This is a genomic window from Actinomyces sp. oral taxon 170 str. F0386 (genome assembly GCF_000195595.1).
Lineage (GTDB): Bacteria > Actinomycetota > Actinomycetes > Actinomycetales > Actinomycetaceae > Actinomyces.
Genome location: NZ_GL882538.1, coordinates 1 through 17,224, shown reverse-complemented (window position 1 = coordinate 17,224; position 17,224 = coordinate 1). Strand labels below are relative to the sequence as shown.

At 62.7% G+C, this 17,224-nt stretch carries 19 protein-coding genes; 5 read left to right on the top strand and 14 right to left on the bottom strand.

Translation table 11 applies throughout. The annotated features are described in order from the left end of the window. The 14 genes from rpsC to rpsL form a co-directional block, all read right to left on the bottom strand. A partial coding sequence (gene rpsC, locus HMPREF9056_RS05410) for a 30S ribosomal protein S3 (RefSeq protein WP_009403576.1) occupies nucleotides 1-666 on the bottom strand: 666 nt, incomplete at its 3' end. Beyond that, complete coding sequence (gene rplV, locus HMPREF9056_RS05405) at nucleotides 666-1,043, bottom strand: 50S ribosomal protein L22 (RefSeq protein WP_009403575.1); 378 nt, start codon at nucleotides 1,041-1,043, stop codon at nucleotides 666-668. The genes rpsC and rplV, both read right to left, overlap by 1 nt. Nucleotides 1,044-1,074: 31 nt before the next feature. After that, nucleotides 1,075-1,353: a 30S ribosomal protein S19 gene (rpsS, locus tag HMPREF9056_RS05400; protein ID WP_009397490.1), complete on the bottom strand. Its 279-nt coding sequence runs from the start codon at nucleotides 1,351-1,353 to the stop codon at nucleotides 1,075-1,077. A gap of 14 nt (nucleotides 1,354-1,367) precedes the next feature. Beyond that, the gene (gene rplB, locus HMPREF9056_RS05395) at nucleotides 1,368-2,204 is read right to left on the bottom strand and encodes a 50S ribosomal protein L2 (protein ID WP_009403574.1); all 837 of its coding nucleotides are present in this window, start codon (nucleotides 2,202-2,204) and stop codon (nucleotides 1,368-1,370) included. Nucleotides 2,205-2,230: 26 nt separating this feature from the next. Beyond that, the gene (gene rplW / locus HMPREF9056_RS05390) at nucleotides 2,231-2,533 is read right to left on the bottom strand and encodes a 50S ribosomal protein L23 (RefSeq protein ID WP_003786064.1); all 303 of its coding nucleotides are present in this window, start codon (nucleotides 2,531-2,533) and stop codon (nucleotides 2,231-2,233) included. Then, nucleotides 2,530-3,174, bottom strand: coding sequence for a 50S ribosomal protein L4 (rplD, locus tag HMPREF9056_RS05385; protein WP_009403568.1), 645 nt, complete (start codon nucleotides 3,172-3,174; stop codon nucleotides 2,530-2,532). Before rplD ends, rplW begins: the two co-directional genes overlap by 4 nt. A gap of 4 nt (nucleotides 3,175-3,178) precedes the next feature. Beyond that, nucleotides 3,179-3,847, bottom strand: a complete 669-nt coding sequence (rplC, locus tag HMPREF9056_RS05380) for a 50S ribosomal protein L3 (RefSeq protein ID WP_009403565.1) — start codon at nucleotides 3,845-3,847, stop codon at nucleotides 3,179-3,181. An 8-nt stretch (nucleotides 3,848-3,855) separates the two neighbouring features. Next, nucleotides 3,856-4,164: a 30S ribosomal protein S10 gene (gene rpsJ / locus HMPREF9056_RS05375; RefSeq protein WP_003786051.1), complete on the bottom strand. Its 309-nt coding sequence runs from the start codon at nucleotides 4,162-4,164 to the stop codon at nucleotides 3,856-3,858. Between the two features lie 258 nt (nucleotides 4,165-4,422). Continuing rightward, a complete protein-coding gene (locus HMPREF9056_RS05370; protein ID WP_009403561.1) occupies nucleotides 4,423-5,661 on the bottom strand; it encodes a class C sortase in 1,239 nt (412 codons plus the stop codon). A 201-nt stretch (nucleotides 5,662-5,862) separates the two neighbouring features. Then, on the bottom strand, nucleotides 5,863-7,473 hold the full coding sequence (locus HMPREF9056_RS05365) for a SpaH/EbpB family LPXTG-anchored major pilin (protein ID WP_009403559.1): 1,611 nt from the start codon (nucleotides 7,471-7,473) through the stop codon (nucleotides 5,863-5,865). A 418-nt stretch (nucleotides 7,474-7,891) separates the two neighbouring features. After that, nucleotides 7,892-9,082 (bottom strand): elongation factor Tu, encoded by a 1,191-nt coding sequence (gene tuf, locus HMPREF9056_RS05360; RefSeq protein WP_009403557.1) that lies wholly within the window; start codon nucleotides 9,080-9,082, stop codon nucleotides 7,892-7,894. Between the two features lie 211 nt (nucleotides 9,083-9,293). Beyond that, the gene (gene fusA, locus HMPREF9056_RS05355) at nucleotides 9,294-11,435 is read right to left on the bottom strand and encodes an elongation factor G (RefSeq protein ID WP_009403554.1); all 2,142 of its coding nucleotides are present in this window, start codon (nucleotides 11,433-11,435) and stop codon (nucleotides 9,294-9,296) included. A 45-nt stretch (nucleotides 11,436-11,480) separates the two neighbouring features. Next, nucleotides 11,481-11,951 carry a 30S ribosomal protein S7 gene (gene rpsG, locus HMPREF9056_RS05350; RefSeq protein ID WP_009403553.1) on the bottom strand — a complete coding sequence of 157 codons (471 nt, stop codon included), beginning with the start codon at nucleotides 11,949-11,951 and terminating at the stop codon, nucleotides 11,481-11,483. Beyond that, nucleotides 11,951-12,325 (bottom strand): 30S ribosomal protein S12, encoded by a 375-nt coding sequence (gene rpsL / locus HMPREF9056_RS05345; protein WP_003786082.1) that lies wholly within the window; start codon nucleotides 12,323-12,325, stop codon nucleotides 11,951-11,953. Before rpsL ends, rpsG begins: the two co-directional genes overlap by 1 nt. A 414-nt stretch (nucleotides 12,326-12,739) precedes the next feature. On the opposite strand from rpsL, the gene HMPREF9056_RS05340 reads away from it, so the two are divergent. The 5 genes from HMPREF9056_RS05340 to HMPREF9056_RS14075 all read left to right on the top strand — a co-directional run bounded on the left by HMPREF9056_RS05340 (nucleotide 12,740) and on the right by HMPREF9056_RS14075 (nucleotide 16,819). After that, the gene (locus HMPREF9056_RS05340; RefSeq protein ID WP_050793006.1) at nucleotides 12,740-13,576 is read left to right on the top strand and encodes an A24 family peptidase; all 837 of its coding nucleotides are present in this window, start codon (nucleotides 12,740-12,742) and stop codon (nucleotides 13,574-13,576) included. Further along, nucleotides 13,555-14,121, top strand: a complete 567-nt coding sequence (locus tag HMPREF9056_RS13590) for a DUF192 domain-containing protein (protein ID WP_367379062.1) — start codon at nucleotides 13,555-13,557, stop codon at nucleotides 14,119-14,121. The genes HMPREF9056_RS05340 and HMPREF9056_RS13590 overlap by 22 nt, the downstream gene beginning before the upstream one ends. Nucleotides 14,122-14,240: 119 nt before the next feature. After that, nucleotides 14,241-15,794, top strand: a complete 1,554-nt coding sequence (locus tag HMPREF9056_RS14085; protein ID WP_157185022.1) for a Flp family type IVb pilin — start codon at nucleotides 14,241-14,243, stop codon at nucleotides 15,792-15,794. A gap of 52 nt (nucleotides 15,795-15,846) precedes the next feature. Beyond that, on the top strand, nucleotides 15,847-16,398 hold the full coding sequence (locus HMPREF9056_RS14080; protein WP_157185021.1) for a hypothetical protein: 552 nt from the start codon (nucleotides 15,847-15,849) through the stop codon (nucleotides 16,396-16,398). Between the two features lie 34 nt (nucleotides 16,399-16,432). Further along, nucleotides 16,433-16,819 carry a hypothetical protein gene (locus tag HMPREF9056_RS14075; RefSeq protein ID WP_216593601.1) on the top strand — a complete coding sequence of 129 codons (387 nt, stop codon included), beginning with the start codon at nucleotides 16,433-16,435 and terminating at the stop codon, nucleotides 16,817-16,819. Nucleotides 16,820-17,224 lie beyond the last annotated feature (405 nt).

The window sequence follows — 17,224 nt, the reverse complement described above, 5'->3', positions numbered from 1 at the left end:
CTCGGCCTGCTGGCGGGCGAACTCGCGCTCGGTGATGTCACCCTTGTAGATCCACACCTTGACGCCGAGGCGGCCAAAGGTGGTCTTGGCCTCGTAGAAGCCGTAGTCGATGTTCGCACGCAGGGTGTGCAGCGGCACGCGCCCCTCGCGGTAGAACTCGCTGCGGCTCATCTCGGCGCCGCCCAGGCGGCCGGAGCACTGGACCCGGATGCCCTTGGCACCGGCGCGCATCGCGGACTGCATGCCCTTGCGCATCGCGCGGCGGAAGGACACACGGGAGGCGAGCTGCTCGGCGATGCCCTGAGCCACCAGCTGGGCGTCCAGGTCAGGGCTCTTGACCTCGAGGATGTTGAGCTGGACCTGCTTGCCGGTCAGCTTCTCGAGCTGACCGCGCAGCCGCTCGGCCTCGGCGCCACGGCGACCGATAACGATACCGGGACGGGCGGTGTGCAGGTCGACGCGCACGCGGTCACGGGTGCGCTCGATGTCGACCTTGGAGATACCGGCCCGCTCCATGCCGTCCTCCATGAGACGGCGGATCTTGACATCCTCCTCCACGAAGTCGCGGTAGCGCTGACCGGGCTTGGTGGAGTCGGCGAACCAGCGCGAGCGGTGGTCCGTGGTGATGCCCAGGCGGAACCCGGTCGGGTTGACCTTCTGCCCCATTACCGGGCTCCTTCCTTCGTTGCGGCGTCGGACTTGTCCCCGACGATGACGGTGATGTGGCTGGTCCGCTTGAGGATCCTGCTGGCCCGGCCCTGCGCACGGGGACGGAACCGCTTCAGGGTGGGACCCTCGTCGGCGAACACCTCAATGATGAACAGATCGTTCTCGTCGAAACGCTCACCGTCACGCTCAGCCTTGAACCGGGCGTTGGCGATTGCGGACTCGAGGACCTTGCGCACCGGCACCGCAGCGGCCTGCGGAGCGAATCGGAGCACGTTGACGGCCTCAACAGCGCGCTTGCCGCGGACGACGTCCACGACCCGGCGCGCCTTCATCGGCGTGCAGCGCACGTACTTGGCCTGCGCCTTGGCTTCCATGTTCTCTGCCTCTCAAACTTTCCGACGTCCGTCAGCGACGCGACTTGCGGTCGTCCTTGACGTGCCCGCGGAAGGTGCGGGTCGGAGCGAACTCACCGAGCTTGTGGCCCACCATGGACTCGGTAACGAAGACCGGCACATGCTTGCGACCGTCGTGGACGGCGAAGGTGTGCCCCAGGAAGTCCGGCGTGATGACCGAACGGCGGGACCAGGTCTTAATGACGTTCTTGGTGCCCTTCTCGTTCTGAGCGTCCACCTTCTTGATGAGGTGGTCGTCGACGAAGGGACCCTTCTTCAGACTACGCGGCATGACTCAGGCTCCTATCAGCGCTTCTTGCCGGTCCGACGACGACGCACGATGAGGCGGTCGCTGGACTTGTTGGGACGGCGGGTGCGGCCCTCGGGCTTGCCCCACGGCGAGACGGGGTGACGACCACCGGAGGTCTTGCCCTCACCACCACCGTGCGGGTGGTCCACCGGGTTCATGACGACACCGCGGACAGTCGGGCGCGCGCCCTTCCAGCGCATGCGACCGGCCTTGCCCCAGTTGATGTTGGACTGCTCGGCATTGCCGACCTCGCCGATGGTGGCGCGGCAGGCGGCCTCCACGTTGCGGATCTCCCCGGAGGGCATGCGCAGCTGCGCGTACTTGCCCTCCTTGGCCACCAGCTGGACGGAGGTACCGGCGCTGCGGGCGATCTTGGCTCCGCCACCGGGACGCAGCTCGACCGCGTGGACGACCGTACCGGTGGGGATGTGACGCAGCTGCAGGTTGTTGCCGGGCTTGATGTCGGCACTGGGGCCGGCCTCGACGACGTCGCCCTGACGGAGCTTGTTCGGGGCGATGATGTAGCGCTTCTCGCCGTCGACGTAGTGCAGCAGGGCGATACGCGCGGTGCGGTTGGGGTCGTACTCGATGTGAGCGACCTTGGCGGGCACGCCGTCCTTGTCGTGGCGACGGAAGTCGATGAGACGGTAGGCGCGCTTGTGGCCGCCACCCTTGTGACGGGTGGTGATACGACCGGAGGAGTTGCGTCCACCGGACTTGCTCAGCGGGCGCACCAGCGACTTCTCGGGCGTGCTGCGCGTGATCTCCACGAAGTCGGCCACGGAGGAGCCGCGACGACCCGGGGTCGTGGGCTTGTACTTACGGATTCCCATATCGGTCCTTTACCTTCCGTGGCGCACTAGGCCACATCACCGAAGATGTCGATGGTCCCCTCGCGCAGGGTGACGATCGCACGGCGGGTGTCCTTGGACTTGCCGATCCCGGTGCGGGTGCGGTGCGTCTTGCCCTTGCGGTTGATGGTGTTCACCGAGGAGACCTTGACGTCGAAGATGGCCTCGACGGCCTGCTTGATCTCGGTCTTGTTGGATCCCGGAGCCACGATGAACGTGTACTGGCCACGGTCCATGCAGGCGTAGGACTTCTCGGAGACCACCGGCGCGATGATGACGTCGCGGGGGTTCTTGGACTTCTCGAGGCTCACTTGGACTCCTCCTCACCCTTGCCCAGGAACGCGTCCAGGCCAGAGGCCGTGAAGACGACGTCGTCGGACTTGAGGACGTCGTAGGTGTTGAGCTGGTCGGCCCACAGGACGTGCGCCTCAGGGGCGTTGCGCAGGCTGAGCCTGGACAGGTCGTCCTGACGGTCCACGATCACCAGGGCCTTGCGGTCGGTGAGGTTGCGCAGCGCGACCAAGGCGTTCTTGGTGGAGGGCACCGTGGTGGTGACGAACTCGGTGATGACGTGGACGCGGCCGTTGCGGGCGCGGTCGGACAGGGCGCTGCGCAGGGCGGCGGCCTTCATCTTCTTGGGGGTCCGCTGGGTGTAGTCGCGCGGCTGGGGGCCGTGGACGGTGCCACCGCCGACGAACTGCGGGGCGCGGGTCGAGCCCTGGCGGGCGCGGCCGGTGCCCTTCTGACGGTAGGGCTTGCGGCCACCGCCGCGGACGTCGCCGCGGGTCTTGGTGGCGTGGGTGCCCTGGCGGGCCGCAGCCAGCTGGCCGACGACCACCTGGTGCATGAGCGGAATGTTCAGGGGGGCGTCAAAGACCTCGGCAGGCAGCTCGACGCTGCCGGTCTTCTTGCCCGCGGAGTCGACGACGTCGACGGTGAGTGCCTCAGTCATGGTCTCAGGCTCCCTTCACGGCGGTGCGGACGACGACGACCGAGCCCTTGGGGCCGGGGATCGCGCCGTTGACGAGCAGAACGCCCTTGTCAACGTCGACGCCGCGGATCTTGAGGTTCTGGACGGTGCGGCGCGCGTGCCCCATGCGGCCGGCCATGCGCAGGCCCTTGAAGATGCGGCCGGGGGTGGCGCAGGCACCGATGGAGCCGGGCTTGCGGTGGTTGCGGTGAGCACCGTGGGAGGCGCCCACACCGGCGAAGCCGTGGCGCTTCATGACACCGGCGAACCCCTTGCCCTTGGAGGTTCCGGTGACGTCGACCAGCTGGCCGACCTCGAAGGTGTCGGCGGCCAGCTCCTGGCCGGGGGTGAACTCCGAGGCCAGGGAGGTGCGAACCTCGGCCACATGGCGGCGGGGCTCGACCCCGGCCTTGGCGAAGTGACCGGCGAGCGGCTTGGTGACCTTGCGGGCGTTGATGTCGCCGAAGGCGAGCTGAACGGCCTCGTAGCCATCGGTCTCGATGGTGCGGACCTGGGTCACGACGTTGGTGTCGACCCGGACGACGGTCACGGGGCGCAGGACCCCGTTCTCGTCCCAGATCTGCGTCATGCCGAGCTTGGTGCCGAGCAGCGCCTTGGCAGGCGCGGCGGCAGCCGGCGTGTTAAGCGTTGTCATGGCAGTCCTCAGAGCTTGATCTCGATGTTGACGTCAGCGGGCAGGTCGAGACGCATGAGCGAGTCGACGGCCTTGGGCGTCGGGTCGACGATGTCGATCAGCCGCTTGTGCGTGCGCATCTCGAAGTGCTCGCGGCTGTCCTTGTACTTGTGCGGCGACCGGATCACGCAGAACACGTTCTTCTCGGTCGGCAGCGGCACCGGGCCCACGACCGTCGCGCCTGCGCGGGTCACGACGTCGACGATCTTGCGCGCCGAGGAGTCGATGACCTCGTGGTCGTAGGACTTGAGCCGGATGCGGATCTTCTGTCCCGCCATGGCGCCTAACCTCTCTTGTACTTGCTTCTGGCCGGTCCACGCGCTCGGGCGTGTCGCTTGAGGGCGCACGCCGCTCCCCTGGTGGGAGGCGGTGAACCGGTCTGGACACACGGAAACCCGTTCGGGAGGAACGGGTCCGTCAGAATGGGTCCCAGGGTGACCCCGGGGTGGCACAGCCAGGAGCATGCAAGAGCGTGCCCTTGGCCGGCCGGATTACGCTATCAGGGCTCGCACGGGCAGCGGAACCCGAGACCGGGCCTAGATGCTGTGAGTCCGCCCACTGGCACCCGCGCTCGGGCGTGTCGCGCTCACCGCCGGGATCTCCGCCGTGTCGATGAGCTCTTGAACATCTGATGGTCCAGACGGCTCCGACAGCGACGCGATCTCCTCCAGAAGCTCCCGGTTCTCCGCCTCGGAGATCTGCGGTGGAACCGGCAGGTCGGTGAACCAGCGCCGGGGCTCGACGCCGGCGTCGTCATCCATCCAGATCTGCATCTGCTCCGCCCAGGTCTGGGGACGCGGCTCCCGCTCCTTGTCACGTGTCCTGGCCAGCGCACGCTCCTTGGCCCGGGCCGCTGCATAGCCCGAGCGCCACAGGTACAGGCCAACGACGACGAGCCCTGCTACCAACGCGACGGCCCACCACGGGAAGGCGGGAACCTCGGGCCGCTTGCCGGCCGCTGCGACGTCTTTGGCCGGAGTCGGGTAGATACGCTCACCGGTCAGCAGGATGCGGTGAGTGTTGATGCCCAGGGGTGTGCAGGTCACCAGAGTGAGCAGATCCTTGCCCGCCTCGGTGCGCAGGGCCTCAGTCTCCTCGGGCTCGACGACCTTCGTGCTGGTGACCCGGTAGGTGAGGACCTCCCCGAAGACCTCGATGATGAGACTGTCACCGTCCTTGACCTTGTCCAGGTGGGTGAACATGGTGGCCTCGGCCAGGCCGCGGTGCCCGGTGATGACCGAGCGGGTCCCCTCTCCCCCGACCGGCAGCGAGGTCCCCTCCAGGTGCCCCAGGCCCTTGAGCAGGGTGTCGTCCGCCGTGCCGTGGTAGACGGGCAGGTCAAGGGAGATGGAGGGGATCTTGAGGCGGGCCATGAGACCCTCGTCATTGGCCTTGAGGATCGAGGCGTAGCTCAGGGAGTCGTCAGAGCTCGAGCCGGCGCCGGTGGGCACGTGGTTGTTGGCCTCCAGGACCGCACCGGCCGAGAGCGCGTCGTTGTACGCGTGCGCCTGGGCGATCTGGGTCTTGGCGTCGGGACGGGCCTCGTCGACCTGGGCGGAGTAGTCGGCAGTCACCTTCGACTGGTTGTACTGGGAGACCCAGGAGGCAGCGGTCGGATAGGCCAGGAGCCCCATGCCTGTGACCGCCATGATGGAGGTGACCAGGGCGGAGATCGACAGGCGCCAAGCACGGGGACGGCGGTGCTTCTGGATGCTCGAGGCGCGTGTGCGCGGAGTCCGGGCGATGCGGGGTTTGCGTGCGATGCGGGAGATCATGGGACTCGTGCGCTTCCAGGGTCGGTGTCTGGGATGGAGATGGTGCAAGTTCGCATATGAAGATGCAGGCGCTCGACGGATTGAGGGACGTCGAGCGCCTGCACCATGGCCAGTCAGGCCGCGGCCTCATGGGTGAGACCTGAGCTGCTCGGCGGTGGCCGCCGGCTGAGGCCCACAAGTCTCAGCCGGCGGAGGACGACATCAGGCGGTGAGGTTCGTGGTCTGCTTGCGCTCGCGGTAGCGGGCCACCAGGACAGAGCCGACGGCGATCATCAGCAGAGCCGCACCAGAGGCGGTCAGGATGAGCATGCCGTTGGCACCGGTCAGAGGCAGACCCGGAACCGCCTGCTTGGTGTTCTCGATGGTGACGTTGTCCGTAGCATCGGCACCGACCTTGACCTTCACAGCGGTCACAGCATCATCACCGGAAGGCAGCACGAACCCGGCAGGCGCCTTGGTCTCCACCAGCACGTAGCAGCGCTCAGTGGCGTTCACCTTGTTGTCACGCCCCGCCCCGTCAACGGAGTCGGAGACGAACAGCCCCTGAACGTTGATGGTGCCGTCATCACCCGTGGTCAACGTCGTCTGACCACCCACGGAGATCGCGTCCCCCTCCTTCTCCTTGGAGCAGGTGCCCGCATACGCGTCCTTGGCCTTGAACAGCTGGAACTCAGCACCCTTCAGACCAGCCTTACTCTGAGCCTTGTCATTCGTATCCACCTTCGCGATCACCAGGTTGCCCCAGTTGCTGGTCACCGTGTCGGTCGTCGGCGGGTTCCCGGGGTCAGCCGGGGGCTCACTCGGGTCCGGAGGCGTGGTGACGTAGGTGGTATCGGAGATGAGCTGGGCGGTGTTGGAGATAGCACCATCGCCGGCTTCGGAGACAGTTCCTTCGAAGATCGCCTGGACGTTCTTGCCCGGGGCGGCCTTGAGCTTGGCGAGGCCGGCCTTGGTGAAGGTCACGGTCACAGTCTGACCGGTCGTCGCAACGTTGTAATCAGCGGCGTCGAGCGGGGACCCGTCCAGGGTGATGTCCGTAGCCGTCGGCCCCGTGAGGCGCGCGTCCAGGGTGTCCTTGAGCTGGAAGTACTTGTAGTAGGAGGTGTCGTCCAGCTTCGGCAGGGTTGAGGTGACCGGGAAGCGGACCTTGGCGCCGACGGAGTAGCCGTTGGCCTTCTGATTCTCGATGGTCTTGGAGACCTCGATCTTCTCGTTCTTGGGATAGACGTGGACGTCGTAGAGCCACTTGCCGTCCGCATCCTCAGCAGCGGTATTCGGGTGAGGAATCGTCACCACGAAGGGCTTGGCCTTCTGAACGATGTTGCCGGGGGCCTTGGTCTCGCACACGAGGTAGGCCTTGACCGGCATGCCGCTAATGGTTGCCGCACCGGAGGCATCCGTGTCCGGCGACGTCATCCCCGCCTCGAAGGTGTAGCCGTCCAGCGTGGGACTGGCCGGGTCGGCGCAGGCGCTGTCCGGGACGGCACCCGGAGCGGACAGGGCACTGACCTTGTTCCAGTCCGCAGGATCCTTGAGATTGATCCCCGTGATCGGGTAGGCGGTGAAGACGACGCCCGGTACGGGGGCACCCTTGCCACCCCCGTTCGAAGCGGTGCCGTCGGGAGTACCGACGGGGGCGCCGTCTCCAGTGAGGTGCTTATGGATCGTCAAGGAGCCTAGAGCCTCCTCCTTGATGTTTCCGTACTTGGCATCCTCGGCCTGAGCCATGGGGGCCAGGCCGAGAACAGCCAGGGTGAGGACACCGGCTGCGGCCGCAGCCCGGCGCCCCAGCGTACTGGCATTGTGCTTCATGGGTTGGGATTTCCTTTCACTGTGCGCCGCCGGGGAGGGCAGACGCGTGGCAGGGGTATTAATAGGGAGCGTGTTCTCCGGCGAACGTCTCCGTCTTGCCCAACGGCACCAACGGAACAACGTTGGAACCGCCCACTCAAGAGCGTTAGCGTCCACACGTGGGCACTGCCGATAAACTAGTCCAGGAAACCAAGAAAAACCGGGCCGGTAATGGATCTGAAATCGTCTGTTACTGCTTTGCGATACCTTTTGTTACGCCTCTGTCACGATCTCGCGTTGTTGATGTCGTTACCGCGAATATTCACGTTATCGGTAAGGACTGGGAATACCTGCACGGCACACAGAGACCTCCCCGGTCAGAACAGGCGTTCTGACCGGGGAGGTCTGGTGCTACGCGGAGGCGCGGAGCGTCAGAGGGTCACTTGATGACCTTGGTGACGCGGCCGGAGCCGACGGTGCGGCCACCCTCACGGATGGCGAAGCCGAGGCCCTCCTCCATGGCGATGGGCTGGATGAGCTGGACGCTCATCTCGGTGGTGTCACCGGGCATGACCATCTCGGTGCCCTCAGGGAGGGTGATGACACCGGTGACGTCCGTGGTGCGGAAGTAGAACTGCGGACGGTAGTTCGAGTAGAAGGGGTTGTGGCGACCGCCCTCGTCCTTGGTGAGGATGTAGACGTGGCCCTCGAACTCGGTGTGCGGGGTGATGGAGCCGGGCTTGCAGATGACCTGGCCGCGCTCGACGTCCTCGCGACGGGTCCCGCGCAGGAGCAGACCACAGTTCTCGCCGGCCCAGGCCTCGTCCATCTGCTTGTGGAACATCTCGATACCGGTGACCGTGGTCTTCTGGGCCTCGCGGATACCCAGGATCTCGACCTCGGAGTTGATCGGGAGCTTGCCGCGCTCCACACGACCGGTGACGACGGTGCCGCGACCGGTGATGGTGAAGACGTCCTCGATGGGCATGAGGAAGGGCTTGTCCATGTCGCGCTCGGGGGTGGGGATGTAGTCATCCACCGCGTCCATGAGCTCCTTGATCTTGCCGGCCCACTCGGCGTCGCCCTCAAGGGCCTTGAGAGCGGAGACGCGGATGACGGGAGCCTCGTCGCCGTCGTAGTCCTGGGAGGAGAGCAGCTCGCGCACCTCCATCTCGACCAGGTCGAGCAGCTCCTCGTCGTCCACCATGTCGGACTTGTTGAGGGCCACGAGGAGGGCGGGGACGCCCACCTGGCGGGCGAGCAGGACGTGCTCGCGGGTCTGGGCCATCGGGCCGTCGGTGGCGGCGACCACGAGGATCGCGCCGTCCATCTGGGCGGCACCGGTGATCATGTTCTTGATGTAGTCGGCGTGACCGGGGGCGTCGACGTGCGCGTAGTGGCGCTTGTCGGTCTCGTACTCGACGTGCGCGATGTTGATGGTGATGCCGCGCTGACGCTCCTCGGGAGCCTTGTCGATCTCGTCGAAGGGGGTGAAGGGGTTCAGCTCGGGGTACTCATCGTGCAGAACCTTGGAGATCGCAGCGGTCAGCGTCGTCTTGCCGTGGTCGACGTGACCGATCGTTCCGATGTTGACGTGCGGCTTGGTCCGCTCGAACTTGGCCTTGGCCACTGGTGTCCTCCTGGGACTCGGGTAGTTCTCTTCGTCGGGATTCGACTAGCACACATGCTAGCTGTCCGGGCGTCGAGAGTCTCTACTGGTGGATGTTGGAAATCTTACTGAACTGGGACCCGGTCGGCGCACGGGGCGCCGTCGGGCCGGGGGCCTGGCGCGGTTGCGTCACGGTTGAGTGCAGCCGGTGCAGGCCCCCGGTGTGCGGGCGTCAGGCGCCCTTGACCTTGGCGATGATCTCGTCGGCGACGTTCTTGGGAACCTCGGCGTAGGAGTCGAAGGTCATGGAGTAGACGGCACGTCCCTGCGTCTTGGAGCGCAGGTCGCCGACGTAGCCGAACATCTCGGACAGGGGGACGTTGGCACGGATGACCTTGACGCCGACGGCGTCCTCCATCGAGGCGATCATGCCGCGACGGGAGTTGAGGTCACCGATGACGTCGCCCATGTACTCCTCGGGAGTACGGACCTCGACGGCCATGACGGGCTCGAGGAGGACCGGCGAGGCCTTCTTGGCACCCTCCTTGAACGCCATGGAGCCGGCGATCTTGAAGGCCATCTCGGAGGAGTCGACCTCGTGGTAGGCGCCGTCGACGAGGGTGGCCTTGATGTCCACCATCGGGTAGCCGGCCAGAACACCGGTGAGCATGGCGTCCTGGACCCCGGCGTCCACGCTGGGAATGTACTCGCGGGGCACACGACCACCGGTGACGGCGTTGGCGAACTCGTAGTGCGCCTTCTCGCCGTCGGCGGCCTCGGCGACCTCATCGGCCACGAGGGGCTCGAAGCTCATCTGCACCTTGGCGAACTGGCCGGAGCCACCCGTCTGCTTCTTGTGGGTGTACTCGACCTTGTCCACCTTCTTGCGGATGGTCTCGCGGTAGGCGACCTGTGGGGCACCCACGTTGGCCTCGACCTTGAACTCGCGGCGCATGCGGTCCACGAACACGTCCAGGTGGAGCTCGCCCATACCGCCGATAACGGTCTGGCCGGTCTCCTCATCGAGGGAGACGGTGAAGGTGGGGTCCTCCTCGGAGAGCTTCTGGATGGCCACACTCAGCTTCTCCTGGTCACCCTTGGTCTTGGGCTCGATAGCCACGTGGATGACCGGGTCCGGGAAGCTCATGGACTCCAGGATGATCGGGGAGTCCTGGGCGCACAGGGTGTCACCGGTGGTGACGTCCTTGAGGCCGATGAGGGCGTAGATGTGGCCGGCGTGGGCCTCCTCCACCGGGATCTCCTTGTTGGAGTGCATCTGGAAGAGCTTCCCGATGCGCTCCTTCTTGCCCTTGGTGGCGTTGAGGACCGTGTCGCCCTGGGAGACCTTGCCGGAGTAGACGCGCACGTAGACGAGCTTGCCGTAGAAGGGGTGGGTGGCCACCTTGGAGGCCAGGGCGGCGAAGGGAGCCTTCTCGTCGGCCGGACGGGTGAGCACCTCCTCCTCGTTGCCGACGGCGTGGCCCTCGATGTCGGGGACGTCGAGCGGGGAGGGCAGGTAGTCCAGGACGGCGTCGAGCACGGGCTGGATGCCCTTGTTCTTGAAGGCGGACCCGGCCAGGACTGGGAAGGCCTCGCCGGCCACGGTGAGCTTGCGGATGCCGGCCTTGAGCTCGGCAACGCTGAGCTCCTCGCCCTCGAGGTACTTCTCCATGAGGGTGTCGTCGGCCTCGGCGACCGTCTCGACCAGCTGACCGCGCAGCTCCTCGGCCTTGGCGACGAGCTCGGAGGGGATCTCCTCGTACTCGACGACGGAGCCGCGGGTGTCCTTGCCGTTGGCGTCCTTCTCGGGGAAGCGGATGGCCCGCATCTCCAGGACGTCGACGAGGCCGGAGAACTCGTTCTCGGCGCCGATCGGGAAGTTGAGGACGATCGGGGTGGCGTGGAGGCGGTCCCGGATGGTCTGGACGGAGAAGTCGAAGTCGGCGCCCAGCTTGTCCATCTTGTTGATGTAGCAGATACGCGGGACGTTGTACTTGTCCGCTTGGCGCCACACCGTCTCGGACTGCGGCTCCACGCCCTCCTTGCCGTCGAAGACCGCGACGGCGCCGTCGAGCACGCGCAGGGAGCGCTCGACCTCCACCGTGAAGTCCACGTGGCCGGGAGTATCGATGATGTTGATCTGGTTCTTCTTCCAGAAGCAGGTGACGGCCGCGGAGGTGATGGTGATACCGCGCTCCTTCTCCTGCTCCATCCAGTCCATCGTCGAGGCGCCGTCGTGCGTCTCGCCGATCTTGTAGTTGATGCCCGTGTAGAACAGAATGCGCTCTGTCACGGTGGTCTTACCGGCATCGATGTGGGCCATGATGCCGATGTTGCGGACCTTGGTGAGGTCTGTCAGCACGTCAAGTGCCACTTGTGGTGTCCTTCGTTCGTGTGGGGTACGGAGCTGCTACCGGCGTTACCAGCGGTAGTGGGCGAAGGCCCTGTTGGACTCGGCCATGCGGTGCATGTCCTCGCGGCGCTTGACCGCGGCGCCCAGGCCGTTGGACGCGTCGAGGATCTCGTTCATGAGACGCTCAGTCATGGTGTTCTCGCGGCGCTGGCGGGAGAAGTCCACGAGCCAGCGCAGCGCCAGGGTGGTGGCGCGGCCGGGGCGGACCTCGACGGGCACCTGGTAGGTGGCGCCGCCGACGCGGCGGGAGCGGACCTCGAGGGCGGGGCGAATGTTGTCCAGCGCGCGCTTGAGGACCGAGACCGGGTCCTGGTCCGTCTTGGAGCGGACGCCCTCGAGGGCGCCGTAGACGATGCGCTCGGCTGTGGACTTCTTGCCGTCCAGCAGGACGCGATTGACGAGCTGGGTGACGACCGGTGAGCCGTAGACGGGGTCGACGACGATCGGGCGCTTGGGCGCGGGACCCTTACGAGGCATTACTTCTTCTCCTTCTTGGCGCCGTACTTGGAACGTGCCTGCTGGCGGCCCTTGACACCCTGGGTGTCAAGGGCGCCGCGCACGATGTGGTAGCGGACGCCGGGAAGGTCCTTCACACGACCACCGCGCACGAGCACGATGGAGTGCTCCTGGAGGTTGTGGCCCTCACCGGGGATGTAGGCCGTGACCTCGATACCGGTGGACAGGCGCACACGGGCGACCTTACGAAGGGCGGAGTTCGGCTTCTTGGGGGTCGTGGTGTACACGCGGGTGCACACGCCACGGCGCTGCGGACTGGCCTTGAGCGCCGGCGTCTTGGACGCGGAGCGCTTCGTCGAGCGGCCCTTGCGGACCAGCTGCTGAATAGTAGGCACTACTGATTCTCCATGGGGACGTGTCTGTATCTGGCTGCTGCCTGCGTGCCGGACCGCTCCCCCACCAGTGGCTCGACGGCACACGCCACCTGCGGAGAGGGCCGGCCCGTCAGGAATCGGGGGAACCCGATGCGACGTCCGGAGCCCCGCAGTCAGGGGCCCGTCGGTTCCCGCCGCGGCAGACCCGCGTCACGACGTCGAGCGGAGCCAACGTCGCTGGGAACGGAATGGAGATGCGGTGTCCCGTCAGCGGGCACCGCCGGTCAGGCTACCCGTTTCCGATGGGACCGCACCAGGGCGGGTAGCAAGGTGAAGGCGTGGTGCTGGACACGTGAGGGAACAGCACGACGAAGGCCTTCGGGGCACGGACGGGGCGTCTGCCCCATACCGGGAATGCGACTAGCGTGCGAGAGTGTGGTGGTGAACGTCCCAGCATTACTGGCCGCCATCACTATTGGTGGTACGGCCGTCGCAGTTGCGGCCCGCCCGATCTCAGCCTTCGCGCGGCAGTACGTGGCCGATCTTGAGCAGGCCGAGGCGGAGGCAGTGGCCACCTCATCCGAAGGCGACGAGGAGAACGCGCCGGATCAGGAAACAGACCCCGTGGACGAAGAGGCACCCGCAGGTGCAGGCTCCTCCCCCGAAAACCCGGCCTTCGAGCCAACCACCTTCCGCGCCAGGTGGCTACTGACGCCCGCCTCACAGGGGGTTCTTGCGACTGTTCTGTGCGGACTGACGCTCGCGTGGGGGGCGCTCAGCGAGGCCTGGAGCGAGACGATTGTGGCGCTTCCTATCGTGGCGCTTCTGGGAGCGGCATGCAGCGTTGACGCCGTGTGCCACCGGCTACCCAATCGCATTCTTGGCCCCGCATCGCTGTGGGCCGGCGCAGCAACCTTGGCTCTTCTCGCATTCAGCGTGGCGATGGGGACACCGTTCCCCGATGCAGCGCGGACGGCGCTCCAGATTACTCTGTGCGCGACGTGTGCGGGCGCCCTAGTAGGAGCGATGGTGCTGATCCCCGGCTCCGGCATGGGGCTAGGTGACGCGAAGCTGTGTGCGGTTCTGGGACTGTGGCTCGGCTACTTCGGTGGGGCTGAGACCGCAATGGGCATCATACTCGGATTCTTCATCGGCGGAATCGTCGCCATTGCGCTGATGATCTGCCATCTTGTGGGTCGCAAAACACTTATCGCATTCGGCCCCTATCTGGCACTAGGAGGTTGGCTGTCATGGATGCTCGCAGTGGCATGAGCTCGCGGAACGACAACGCAGACAAGAACGGCTTGGCAGGAGTCACTACTCCGACGTGGGCACCGACTGGTGCGCCACCCGAAGTGCTGGTGATCAACGGTCGAGTAACGGACATCCCACTATGGAGGGCACGGAAGCGGAGAGAGCGCAACACCGGCCTCCTGGGAACTGACCGCCTGGCCGGCGCTCTATGGATCGAGCGCTGCAACTGGATCCATACCTTTGGTATGAGGTACGACATCGACGTTGTCTATGTCAATCGTCGTGGACTTGTGGTGGCGGTAGCCACCATACCTCGGAAGCGCCTCGGGGCACCCCGCTTCACCGCCCGCTCGGCGATCGAGTTCGAGGCTGGGACCGTAACCAGCATCGGGATAGCATCTGGCGCGTTAGTAACCACTATCACGAACAAGCAGTCGCTTGATCAGTCCCTTTTGATCGAAAATCTTTCCGATTACGAGACTGACCACCACCTTACCCATCGCCTCGATCACATCGAACACCCTCTCCCTCAGCCTCGACCAAATCAACGCACCACCCTTTAGATCAACTGAATCCGAACCAGAAATAGAATCCCTATTTAATGATCTTGTTCAACGACTACTAATTGAGGGCGAAGGACAGGGCAAACGCCTCCACCGCAGAAGGGAGGCAAAGTGATTTAATGGGTTGGTCGATTCTCAAGAGGAGCTTTTTAATGTTGATGGCTAGACATCCATGGAAACACATAGACCACGGACAGACTTCAGTAGAATATGCGGGAATAATAGTTGCGGTTATTGCCTTAATAGTCGCAACCATAGGCGTGACAAGTTCGTATGGGCAAACCTATGTTTGTAAAATCGAAAGTGCTATTTCGAAAATAGGGGGAAGTGGAAGCACATCGGTTTGCACATCAGAAAATGGTAGCTCAAATTCCGCGACACCTAAGTCCGACAGTAAGAAGCCAAATTCATGCACCGTGTCGTCCACCAAGGAATCAATAGGGCTTGACGCAAAAATTGTCTTTGTTAAAATTGGTGGAGCCCTCTCGATGGCCACCCAGGAAGAAAGGTATGTAGATCCAGATACTGGCGAGGTGAAAACGAAATACACCGCCACAGCAGTAGGCGAAGGAACTTTGGGTGTAACGGCAGGTGTTGGCGGAAAAGGTAAAGTTGGCAAAATGAAGTTGGGGGTAGATCTATCTGGAGGCGAAGGGGCTACCGTTAAATCTGGAGATTCATGGGAGTTTGATTCTAAAGAAGAAATGGAGCAGTTTATAAATAATTACAAGGAGTACAAGAAACAGCAGGCCGTAATGAGCGTGCCGGGCGTTGATAAAGTTTATGAGGCTTATAAACAACTTGGGGACGGATTGGCTGAGCCACCTCGGAGCCCGGACTTCAGTGGTCATGATGTCAAGGTATCTGCTGACGGTAACGCAGAGGCTGGAGTGCGGACCAACGGAAAGCCAAAAGGAAAGCACTCCGATAAAGACCGCTCTCGCGATCTTAATGCAGGTGTGTATCTCGAAGCCAAAGGAGGGCACACCTGGTCCGAAAAAACCGATAACAGGAAGGGTCACGAGGGCGAACGTGTAACGACTGTCTCTTATGAGGGATCATACGAGGCTGGCGCAAATGCTGTGGTGGTTGGAGAAGCCAAATCCGGAGGGTTCGAGGGTGCTATGTCTCGTTCCTATGATAAAGATGGTAAATTAGTATCCATAACGTTCACGCAAGCTGATACGGAAGGTGAAAACGCAACAAAAACAAATGGTCCCGTGAATGGAAACGAGCACGCTAGCGGAAGCGTTTCCGATTCGGATGCACATAAAACAAAAACTGTATCGACAACAACGCTTCCCGTCACCGATCAGAACCGCGCTATTGTCGAGCAATGGATTAGAGATCACTACGATCCGACGTCAGACATTAAAAAAGGAGGTGTCCCAAAGATACAAATTCCACCTGGTTTTGCAAACCCAGATTCGCCGAATTCGAGCGACCCGATGCTACAGTTAATGTACGAAGAAGCCACTAACACACAGACGGTTTACGATGTATCCTCTGGAGATTTCTCCATTGGCGCGCAGGCTGGCGCTCTTGGCAAAGGTGGCTTGACATTCAGTAACACAGAGGAAGGTTCTAAGATAGTCAGTCAAACATATCTATCAGACGCTCCGGCCAAGGGCGCTCGGCGCTCTCAGAAAGTAATGGATCTATGCACAAAATAATCAGAAAGCTCGCGGAAAGTAGGTAGATTCTCTAATGAATCGTCGGCATCTCATGCAGTTGTTAGTTTTAGGGGCCACAGTCGCAGAGACTACAGCATGTATTTCGGATCACAAAACACCGAAGGGGTGGAAAAGGGTGTCTATAGGTCATGCCAATTTTAATGTCCCAAAAGAATGGCAGAAAGTAGACATTCCTGGAGATGCAGCTGTTACAGGGTGGGATTATGCAATGCAGGATAAGTCTGAATTTTACGATGATGATCTAAGATGTCGTCTACTAGTGATGTCTCATGGCACTGGGGATATATTTGAAAATCCACCTACTGATGCGAAGTCTATGGCTTTAGCTCTAGCAGGGGTGGAGATTTTTGGAGGCGGTACGGCGCTCAAGCCCCAAAAATTGAACGAAGGGCCAGGTGAATTGTGGCAATTAAACTACCGAGCGTCTACCAGCACTTCTGACGATGCTGGAGAAAAGGACTATGCGTTCGTCGCACAAAATACAAACGGTGGACCCATTGCTGTCCTAGGGTTGACGGGCCCAGGAATTTCTGATGAAATCCTCAACAAGTTCTCTAAAGGAATCAGAGTCGATAATGATTAGGCTATTGCCGCCGAGGCGAAACTGGTCTCTTTTAATGTCGGTTCTCGTGTCTTGGTTATTAGGAGCACTGTCTATTATTGTCTTACGCACCATTGTTAGCGTTGTCGGAAATTTTTTTGTTCCGGGATCTATTTTTAGTGCGGCTGTTTATTTCCTGTTGATCCTCATTGTTCCTCTAGGTGCCGCCTTTGTTAGTGGTTGGGTTCCACCAGCGAATCGATTTAGAAATTTTCAAAGCGTGCTACTCTACTGCCTTCCTGCCCCTATCATTTTTTTTGGTTGGCTATCTGTAACTATTCCTGACCGAGTAACAGATAAGGCCCAGTTAATGGCGCAACTAATTTTTTTTGGTGTTGCTGGAGCCGTACTCGGCGGAACTTTGGCGTGGCATGTACGACGACGTCGCATAGTCAATGAATGACTTGATGCACAACATTCGTGTCCGGTTTTGGGGCTCTTTAGAGTGCCGGGTGTTTTTCGGACAGTGCTTGTTTTGTGTTTCAGACTGCCTCGATTAGGCTAAGGTCAAGACCTCCTCAGGGGCCACGGTCGTGCAGATCGCGGTCAAGGAAGAACGCCGGGACAAGGTCATTGAGTACCTGGGCTCGGCCCACACCCTGCCCCTGGACCTGACACCCATACCAACAGTGCCCCGGGACCCTCGGCAGTTTCAGCCGCCCCGGTCAGGATCGGCGCGGTGCTGGTCTCCAAGTGCTCGGGTCTGCTGTGGAACGTCTTGCACGGGCTCTAACACCCGCCGCGGGGCTGGGTGAGGCAGTCGGGGGTGATCGGACCTTTGGGGTGCGTGGTGTTTCTCGGACTGGGG